Origin of the sequence: Corallibacter sp., assembly GCF_048381695.1 — a bacterium.
Classification (GTDB): domain Bacteria; phylum Bacteroidota; class Bacteroidia; order Flavobacteriales; family Flavobacteriaceae; genus Corallibacter; species Corallibacter vietnamensis.
This window is the reverse complement of record NZ_JBLXHI010000008.1, coordinates 120,069-129,379: the sequence shown is the minus strand read 5'-3', so window position 1 is coordinate 129,379 and position 9,311 is coordinate 120,069. Positions and strand designations below refer to the sequence as shown.

At 32.7% G+C, this 9,311-nt stretch carries 8 protein-coding genes; 5 read left to right on the top strand and 3 right to left on the bottom strand.

Translation table 11 applies throughout. The annotated features are described in order from the left end of the window. Positions 1–142 precede the first annotated feature (142 nt). Positions 143–868, bottom strand: coding sequence for a superoxide dismutase (locus ACN5J3_RS11470; RefSeq protein ID WP_009780324.1), 726 nt, complete (start codon positions 866–868; stop codon positions 143–145). A 92-nt stretch (positions 869–960) separates the two neighbouring features. Continuing rightward, a complete protein-coding gene (xerA, locus tag ACN5J3_RS11465) occupies positions 961–2,091 on the bottom strand; it encodes a site-specific tyrosine recombinase/integron integrase (protein WP_418511835.1) in 1,131 nt (376 codons plus the stop codon). A gap of 91 nt (positions 2,092–2,182) precedes the next feature. On the opposite strand from xerA, the gene ACN5J3_RS11460 reads away from it, so the two are divergent. From ACN5J3_RS11460 to era, 3 genes are all read left to right on the top strand, one after another. Continuing rightward, on the top strand, positions 2,183–2,560 hold the full coding sequence (locus tag ACN5J3_RS11460) for a hypothetical protein (RefSeq protein ID WP_418511834.1): 378 nt from the start codon (positions 2,183–2,185) through the stop codon (positions 2,558–2,560). A gap of 271 nt (positions 2,561–2,831) precedes the next feature. Further along, positions 2,832–3,290, top strand: a complete 459-nt coding sequence (locus tag ACN5J3_RS11455) for an RNA methyltransferase (protein ID WP_344728331.1) — start codon at positions 2,832–2,834, stop codon at positions 3,288–3,290. A gap of 66 nt (positions 3,291–3,356) precedes the next feature. Beyond that, positions 3,357–4,238, top strand: coding sequence for a GTPase Era (gene era, locus ACN5J3_RS11450; RefSeq protein WP_418511832.1), 882 nt, complete (start codon positions 3,357–3,359; stop codon positions 4,236–4,238). A 4-nt stretch (positions 4,239–4,242) separates the two neighbouring features. Here the strand turns inward: era and ACN5J3_RS11445 are convergent, their stop codons facing one another. Continuing rightward, entirely contained in the window at positions 4,243–4,974 is a 732-nt protein-coding gene (locus ACN5J3_RS11445) for an SIMPL domain-containing protein (protein ID WP_418511831.1), read from the bottom strand. Positions 4,975–5,056: 82 nt separating this feature from the next. Here ACN5J3_RS11445 and der point away from each other — a divergent pair, with 82 nt between their 5' ends. Then, positions 5,057–6,361 carry a ribosome biogenesis GTPase Der gene (der, locus tag ACN5J3_RS11440; protein ID WP_417289882.1) on the top strand — a complete coding sequence of 435 codons (1,305 nt, stop codon included), beginning with the start codon at positions 5,057–5,059 and terminating at the stop codon, positions 6,359–6,361. 92 nt (positions 6,362–6,453) lie between these two features. Further along, positions 6,454–9,267, top strand: a complete 2,814-nt coding sequence (locus ACN5J3_RS11435) for an outer membrane beta-barrel protein (RefSeq protein WP_417289881.1) — start codon at positions 6,454–6,456, stop codon at positions 9,265–9,267. The last annotated feature ends 44 nt before the right edge of the window (positions 9,268–9,311 follow it).

Genomic DNA, 9,311 nt, shown 5'->3' with positions numbered 1-9,311 from the left:
TGCACTACAACGGTTTCGGCTATGAGTAGTTGCGTGGTTTAGCACTTAACTTTGCAAGTACACACCAAACTGAAAATCCGTGAGGATTTTCAGAAGTAGGCGAGAACAAGCAATTACTTATAGCCATTGTTGGCAGTAGTGTTTATTTTGTCAGTCGTTTTGCTGTCATAAATCGGTCAGCTACATTGTCCCAATTGATAATTTCAAGAACTGTATCAACAAAATCGGCTCTTTTATTTTTGTATTTCAAATAATAGGCGTGTTCCCAAACATCAATCACCAAAATCGGAACAACTCCCCATTGTGTTAATTTTTGATGATTTTCGCATTGTAACAATGTCAAGCTATCCGAATAAGGTTGGTAACCCAAAATACCCCAACCGCTTCCTTCTACAGTTTTTGATATTTTCCCGATATAGCTTTTCAGTTTGTCAAATGAACCGAAATCCTTTTCTATCTGTTTTAAGAGTTCAGTTTTGGGTTCAGTTTTTTTATTCGTTAAGTTCGTCCAAAAGATGGAATGAAGCACGTGGCTTGAAAAGTGGTAAGCTAACTTTCGGGTCCACAAATCCACTTGGTCTAAATCGCCCGATTTTAGATGTTCCTTAATTTTAATCAAATCTGTGTTTGCCCCTTTTACTGCTCCACCGTGATGAAATTCAAAGTGCAGATGTAAGGTTTCTTCATCCATATGTGGCTCCAAAAAAGTTTTATTGTATGGAAGTGATTTTTGAATGAAATTTCCATTACTGTCCACTAATCTGTCAATTCCGTTTTCCGTTACATTTTGTGAAAAAACGTTGTTCATTGGTAGGATTGTCGCTCCACCTAAAATTGCCGTGTTTCTTAAAAATTCTTTTCTGTCCATATTTATACTTTTTTCAATTTATCTCGTTTTTCCACATTACTGCCAACGTATGGATAAACACACTAGTGTGTTTATTTTTATTATATATATACTTACAAATCTAACGGATTTTTTATGAAATCAAAACTGCTTTTAGCTACATGAGTATAAATTTCAGTGGTTTGTGTTGAGTTGTGCCCAAGTAATAGTTGTATGTGCCTGAGGTCTGTTCCGATTTCTAATAAGTGAGTAGCAAAAGTATGTCTTAATATATGTGGAGTGACTTTCTTTTTTATCCGTGCCTTTGTTGCTGCTTCAGAAACTATCTTGCCAACACTGTTACCACTATATTGGTTATTCCTTCTTCCTTCAAAAAGGTAGCTTGTTGGCTTCCAAATTTTGTAATATTCCCTTAAGTCGTTTAAAACATTATTAGACAATATGGTATAACGGTCTTTGTTCCCTTTAGCATCAACAACATGAATTAACATTCGGGAACTGTCAATATCATTGATTTTTAAATTAATTAGCTCATTTCGTCTCAATCCACTTGAATAGAGAAGAGATACTATACAGCGATGTTTTAAGTTATTGGTACACTCGATAAGGGATTTAATTTCGGTCTTTGATAAAACTGTTGGAAGTTTCTTGTGTTTTCTAGGACGCTCAATACGATAGAGTCTATTTGGCATGCCCATGACTACTTCGTAATAGAACTTAATACTATTTATACTTTGGTTTATGTAGGAGTTTGAGCGCTTACTTTGAATTAATACTTTCAGGTAGTCTCTTATGTCAACTTCATTGATTTGATCAATATCTTTAGCAGAATAGTAATTTATAAAATCTTCAAATAATGAAACATAGGTTTTGACTGTATTATTAGAGTATTTTTTAAGTTCAAGTTTTTGTAAATAAGATTCAGGACACAACTTGTAATTGGAAGGGCGTATCCTTTTTCTATACCAGTCTACGTCAAAGACTTCATCAAGCTCTTTTGAACGCGTATTAGTAAAGAAATATTTAGAATCAATCCAAGCAACACCCCTAAAGGTATTGTATATTTCATCTAATTGATTTTTATTGTTTGGAACCTGATACATGTTAAATTCATCATTCCATTTAACATTTTTAAGTTGCTTTACAAGTATATCTAAAGCTCTATTAGCGTAGAATTGAAGACCAATATGTTTTTTATTATCTACCAATAAATGTTTTAATGTTATATGTTGACTGAACTTCATGATACTTTTTATTTAAAATTAGGGAGTAAAAATGAATTAGTCGTATCTTACACGAATAGTATTCGTATAATATACGGTTAAATTGTAAGGTATGAATCAAAAAACATGTTTAGCTTGTGGAAAGGAACTAAAAGGCAGGTCAGATAAGCGGTTTTGTGACCTTCATTGTAAGAGTTCTTATCACTACAAAAGGTCTTTAGAAGAAGCTCCACGATTTTACAATAGAGTTGATAATCAATTAAAGTCTAATAGACGTATTTTAAAACAATTCAATAAAGCAGGTAAGGCAACTGTAAGAGCGTCTTTGATAAAGGATGAAGGATTTGACCCCAATTTCTTTACTCATTATTGGAAAAACAAAAAGGGAGATGTTTACTTGTTTGTTTATGAATATGGGTTTCTTAAAAAGCAGGAAAATAATGTTGATAAATATATTCTCATTAAATGGCAAGATTACATGAAAAATTAGTTAATTTGTTTAAAGAAATTCTATTAACAAGTAGACAAAATCTTGAACACGATTTTGAACACGATTTCATAAAATATACAGCTCAAACACCCAGTGTTTGTGTTTTAAAAGGGCGTAAGGTCGGGCTCATAACCCGAAGGTCACTGGTTCGAGTCTAGTTCCCGCTACTAAATAGAAGGCTGAAGTTTATACTTTGGTCTTTTTTGTTAAAAAGTACTACAATAGCGAAAAGTTAACTGATATACTCTTTTTAATTTTATAAATTGCCAGCATGTTAGATAACTTTGAAAATGAGTTTTTTGGAATCGGTATCCAAAATGGTAAAACCCCTGAAAATTTGGGTGTTTTATGGCGTTCTGCTCAAAATTTAGGAGCAAGTTTTATATTCACAATAGGCAATCGTTATGCTAAACAAGCATGTGATACACATAATGCAGTAAAATCAATGCCGTATTTTCACTATGAAACTTTTGATGATTTTTATAATAACCTGCCTAAAGGTGCTAGAATTGTTGGTGTTGAACTTACCAATGAAGCTGAAGATCTAGAGACCTTTCACCATCCTAGACGTTGTGTGTATTTGTTAGGTGCAGAAGATCATGGCCTGTCAAAACAAGCTATAGAAAAAAGTCACTTTTTGGTGAAATTTAAATCGCAATTAAGCCTTAACGTATCTGTTGCAGGTAGTATTGTTTTGTATGATAGAGGTATTAACAAACCTAGATCGTAGGTACTTTTTTTAATAATCGTGTTATTGAAAAATAACAAGTAGTATCTTTGCATAAAATATAAAAGAATGCACAAAGCTGGTTTTGTAAATATTATAGGAAACCCTAATGTAGGTAAGTCAACCTTAATGAATGCTTTTGTTGGTGAAAAATTATCTATCATCACCTCAAAAGCACAAACAACGCGTCATAGAATACTTGGTATTGTAAATGGTGAGAATTTTCAAATGGTTTTAAGTGATACACCAGGGATTATTAAACCAGCTTACGAGTTACAAGAATCTATGATGGATTTTGTAAAGTCTGCTTTTGATGATGCAGATGTGTTAATCTACATGGTTGAGATTGGTGAAAAAGAATTAAAAGATGAAGCTTTTTTTAATAAAATAACCAATTCAAAAATACCTGTTTTACTACTTTTAAATAAGATTGATACGTCCAATCAAGAACAACTTGAAGAACAAGTGCAAGCCTGGTCTAAAAAAGTTCCTAATGCCGAGATTTTTGCTATTTCAGCTTTAGAAGGTTTTCAGGTACAAGAGGTTTTTACTAGAATTATAGAGTTGCTTCCTGACTCACCGCCATTTTATCCAAAAGATCAGTTAACTGATAAGCCTGAACGTTTTTTTGTAAATGAAACCATTAGAGAAAAAATACTATTGCATTATAAAAAAGAGATTCCTTATGCAGTAGAAATTGATACAGAAGAGTTTCTTGAAGAAGATGATATAATTCGCATGCGCTCTGTAATTATGGTAGAGCGAGATACCCAAAAAGGCATTATAATAGGTCACAAAGGATCTGCTTTAAAACGTGTTGGTATTGAAGCCAGAAAAGATTTAGAAAAATTCTTTGGAAAACAAATTCACCTAGAACTTTACGTGAAAGTGAATAAAAATTGGCGTTCTAATACCAATCAATTAAAACGTTTTGGTTACAATCAAAAATAGTGAGTTAATTGGCTTCGTAATCTAGTTTCATAGTGATAGAAGCCGTTTTTTCTTTTGAAGACGTATTGTAAGTTCCGCCCCAAGAATAATCTTCGTTAGAGTTTTGACCAGTAATTTGAAACACGCCAAGTTTTGCAGAAATCAAGCTACCTAATTTGCCGCCCGAGTTTTTTGCTATAGTTTCAGCACGCATTTTAGCATCTGCTGTTGCTTTAGAAATCATTTCAATTTTTAAATCGGCTAGTTTTGTATAGTAATATCGCGGTGCTTGAGAGTAAAACTGAATTCCTTTGTTAAGAAGCTCGGTAATTTCTCGAGAAATTTTTTCAACCTTTTCAACATCATTAGAATCTATTTGTAATGATTGCGTTAAAACATAACCTAAAAATTCTTCGCCTACGTATTTTCCATCAGCTGTATATTTTGCTCGCGAATTTTTACGACTATTTACAGCGTTAAAAACAAGTTCTTTTTCCGTAATACCTTTTGATAGTAAGTAGTCTGAAATTATTTTTTTGTCTTTTTCTAAATCATTAAATGCTTGCTGTAAATTAGAACTTTCTTTTGCAAAAGAACCTTCCCAAACAATTAAGTCTGAAGTAAAATCAGCTTTCCCTAATCCGTTTACAGATATTGTACCATCAGCTTTGTTTCTATTCATAAAAGCATTTCCTAATAAAAATGCAGAAATTACAATGGCTAAAGAGAATATTATTGCAGTGATATTATTTTTCATGACAAAAATTATTATTTGAGTACCACAAAATACAACGAAATCATAAGCATATCATTATATTTGCACCAAAATTTTATTTAAAATGGGTAACATTGTTGCTATTGTAGGAAGACCAAATGTAGGAAAATCAACATTCTTTAATCGCTTGATTCAGCGTAGAGAGGCAATTGTTGATGCTGTTAGTGGAGTGACAAGAGATCGCCATTACGGTAAAAGTGACTGGAATGGTAAAGAATTTTCTTTAATAGATACAGGCGGATATGTGTTAGGAAGTGACGATATTTTTGAGGCCGAGATTGATAAACAAGTAGAATTAGCTATTGATGAAGCTGATGCTATTATATTTATGGTTGATGTTGAAGCTGGTGTAACTGGTATGGATGAAGATGTTGCCAAATTATTAAGAAAGGTTGATAAGCCAGTGTTTCTTGCTGTAAATAAAGTTGATAATAATAAACGTGCCGAAGATGCTGTAGAGTTTTATGCTCTTGGGTTAGGTGAGTATTATACCATAGCGAGTATAAATGGTAGCGGTACGGGAGATTTACTTGATGCATTAGTTGAGGCACTTCCAGATGTTGAAGAAGAAGAAAAAGAAGAGCTACCTAGATTTGCAGTGGTTGGTCGTCCTAATGCAGGAAAATCATCTTTTATAAATGCATTAATAGGTGAGGATAGATACATTGTTACAGATATAGCTGGAACTACCAGAGACTCCATAGATACAAAGTATAACCGATTTGGGTTTGAATTTAACTTGGTTGATACGGCTGGAATTAGACGTAAAGCTAAAGTAAAAGAAGATTTAGAGTTTTATTCTGTAATGCGAAGCGTTAGAGCCATAGAGCATTGTGATGTATGTTTACTTGTTATGGATGCAACACGAGGTTTTGATGGTCAAGTGCAAAATATTTTTTGGTTAGCAGAACGCAATAGAAAAGGTATTGTGATTCTTGTTAATAAATGGGATTTAGTAGATAAAGATAATAAGACTATAAAAGAGTATGAGCGTGTAATAAGACGTGAAATAGAGCCTTTTACAGATGTGCCAATTGTTTTTATTTCTGTATTAAACAAACAGCGAATTTTCAAAGCTATAGAAACGGCTGTTGAAGTTTATCAAAACAGAACCAAACGAATAAAAACAAGCCAACTCAACGAAATTCTTTTACCAATCATAGAGCAAAATCCGCCGCCTGCATATAAAGGAAAATATGTGAAAATTAAATATATCATGCAGTTGCCAACACCGCAACCACAGTTTGCATTTTTCTGTAATTTACCTCAATATGTAAAAGAACCTTATAAGCGATTTTTAGAAAATAAACTGCGTGAACATTTTGATTTTCATGGAGTTCCTGTAAGTGTGTATATGCGTAAAAAATAACACAACTTTATAGTTTTTTTAAGAAATTTCATACGAAAAAGACAATACCTTCGTTTTTAAGTTAACAAAACGCTAAACATCAATCAAAAAAAATGAAGAAATCACTTGTCTTCCTGGCATTTCTTTGTGTCAGTGTATCGTTTTCCCAATCAAAATCATTTGAAATTTCAGGAACCCTAGTTGCAGAAGAAGATCAATCACCTTTAGAGTCTGCTACAATCTATTTAGAACGCGAAAAAGATAGTTCGTTAATAACCTATACCATTTCTGATAAAAATGGAAACTTCACCTTACAAGAGCGGAGTAGTGATAAGGCGGCAAATATGTATGTCTCTTTTGTAGGTTATAAAACGTATTATCAACGTGTTTTATTAGACAAAGAAAAAATAAACTTAAGCAAAATTGCCATGGCGGTAAGCGATAACGCTCTAGATGAAGTCGTTATTAAATCAGCTGCACCAGTTACCATAAAAAAAGATACGTTAGAGTTTAATGTAAGTTCTTTTAAAACAAAAAAAGACGCTACTGTTGAAGATTTACTGAAACAATTACCAGGTGTTGAGGTTGATGAAGAAGGAAAAATAAAAATAAATGGTAAAGAGGTTAATAAAATATTAGTTAACGGAAAACCATTTTTTGGAGACGATCCTACAATCACAACAAAAAACTTAACTAAAGAGCTTATTGAGAAAATACAAGTTGTTGATACTAAAACAAAATCTGAAGCTTTTACAGGCGAAGTTACCGATGGAGAAAACAAAACCATAAACCTAACCATTAGTGAAGAGAAAAATAAAGGTGTTTTTGGTAGAATAGCCGCTGGAGCTGGAACAGATGAGCGTTATGAAGGTGCTGGAATGCTCAATTATTTTAATAATGACAGGCGTATAAGTGTGCTTTTAGGAGGTAACAATATTAATTCTCCAGGCTTTAGTTTTGGAGAAATAAGAAAAATGTTTGGCGGAGCTAATAGTATGTCAATGTCTAGCAACGGAACATTTACCATAGATGGCCGTACATTTGGTGGCGGACAAGGAATAACAAAATCCCAGAATGCTGGATTTAATTATGCAGATGTAATAGGTGAAAAAACAGATATCTCTGCCGATTATTTCTTTTCTGGAAGTAGCTCTGAAAACGAATCATCGTCAGAGCGAGAAAATATCTTGCCTGACTCAAGATATTTTACCACATCAAACTCTAAATCTATAAGTGATAGTGATAGTCATAGTGCAAATCTTGGCTTTGATATAGAAGTAGATTCTACTTTTTTAATCAACATAGATCCGTCTTTTAGGTATTCAAATAGTAAAACAAGTTTTTTTAGAGATGAAACATCTAGTGAAGAAGAGAATGTTTTAACCAATGAATCTAATACATCGTCATTTGTGGAAAATGAAGCGAGGAATTTTAGAAACAGATTGAATGTTACAAAACGATTTGGAAATAAAGGCGCTTTTTTAAGGTTTAATATCACAAATGAAATTAATAAAAGTTCAAGTGATGATTATTTAAAATCTCAAACCAATGTTTATGGCGAAGATGTTACAGATCCTAGTAATCCAGATTATGTACTAACAGATCAAATAATAAGAGATCAATATACAGATGGAAGCGGAGAAAGAAACAATTTAAACTCTTCCATTACATATAGGTTGCCAATCATAGCAAAAGAACTATTCCTAAATTTTGAATACGAGTATCAAAGGAATAAAACTATAGATACCAAAACAACGCTAGATCGTGATTTAGCAACAGGTCAATATTCAGACTTTAATACTGATTTAAGTACAGACTTTGAATATATTGATGAACAAAGTTCTCCAGGAATGTCCATTAGTTATAGAAAAGAAAAATTTTCATCAAGAATAGGAGCGCAATACCTTTTTAGAACATTAGAAAATATAGATCATTTAAGGCCACAACTTACCATAAAGCGAGATTTTAAAACGATACAATTAAGCTCTTATGCAAATTATAGGTTTAATGATAAAGCCTCTCTCTATTTTAATTATCGTTTAAGAAATGATCCGCCACAATTGTCGCAACTACAAGCGTTTAATGATGTGTCTAATCCGTTAAATACAGTGGTTGGTAACCCTAACTTAGAACCAGAAAGTAATCATCGTATTTATGCTGGTTTCAACTCTTACGATTTTCAAAATAGAACAGGGTTTTATAGTTATTTTGGAGCCACATTTACTAATAATAAAATAGTGTCTAAAACAACTATAAACGAAGATTTAGTAAGACAAACAACCTATGCAAATGTAAATGGAAGTTATGATTTTTATGGAGGCGTTGATTATGATAAACGTGTAAAAGTAGATTCTTTAAGATCAATAAGCGCAGGTATTGGCGTTTACGGAAACTTTTCTAGAGATATAAACTTTAATAACGGAGTTCAATATGCGAGTCGTGTTAGATCGTTATCACCTGAAGTTAGTGCCAAGTTTGAGTGGAAAGATGTTTTAGAAATAAGACCTAGATACAGTATAAACTTTAGTAAAAACTCATACAATATTGCAGCCTTTGAAGACAGAGACTTTTTATATCATGAGTTAAGAATAGGAACAGCACTCTTTTTACCTAAAAAGTTTGAATGGCGAAACGATATACGCTATAACTACAACCCAAACATAGCTGATGGTTTTCAAAAAAGTGCATGGTTTTGGAATGCAACCCTCGCTTATTCTGTTTTAAAAGATAAAGGTACAATAACCTTAAAGGCTTACGATTTGTTAAACCAAAACACCAACGCAAGAAGAAGAGCTACTCAAAATTACATAGAGGATTCTCAAAGTACAGTTTTAGAACGTTACTTTATGTTGAGCTTTAGCTGGAAGTTTAATAGTCTTGGCAAAAAAGGAGAGACTAATGATGGCGGAGGTTTTTACTTTGACTAAAAAATCATCAAGCAACTACAAGCAAAAAAGAGCACTATTACAGT

What these genes read in the sequence shown, in the direction of transcription:
- ACN5J3_RS11455 (WP_344728331.1), top strand. Translation starts at nt 2,832, where the DNA reads ATGTTAGATAACTTTGAAAATGAGTTTTTTGGAATCGGTATCCAAAAT.
- ACN5J3_RS11435 (WP_417289881.1), top strand. Translation starts at nt 6,454, where the DNA reads ATGAAGAAATCACTTGTCTTCCTGGCATTTCTTTGTGTCAGTGTATCG.
- era (WP_418511832.1), top strand. Translation starts at nt 3,357, where the DNA reads ATGCACAAAGCTGGTTTTGTAAATATTATAGGAAACCCTAATGTAGGT.
- xerA (WP_418511835.1), bottom strand. Translation starts at nt 2,091, where the DNA reads ATGAAGTTCAGTCAACATATAACATTAAAACATTTATTGGTAGATAAT.
- ACN5J3_RS11445 (WP_418511831.1), bottom strand. Translation starts at nt 4,974, where the DNA reads ATGAAAAATAATATCACTGCAATAATATTCTCTTTAGCCATTGTAATT.
- ACN5J3_RS11470 (WP_009780324.1), bottom strand. Translation starts at nt 868, where the DNA reads ATGGACAGAAAAGAATTTTTAAGAAACACGGCAATTTTAGGTGGAGCG.
- der (WP_417289882.1), top strand. Translation starts at nt 5,057, where the DNA reads ATGGGTAACATTGTTGCTATTGTAGGAAGACCAAATGTAGGAAAATCA.
- ACN5J3_RS11460 (WP_418511834.1), top strand. Translation starts at nt 2,183, where the DNA reads ATGAATCAAAAAACATGTTTAGCTTGTGGAAAGGAACTAAAAGGCAGG.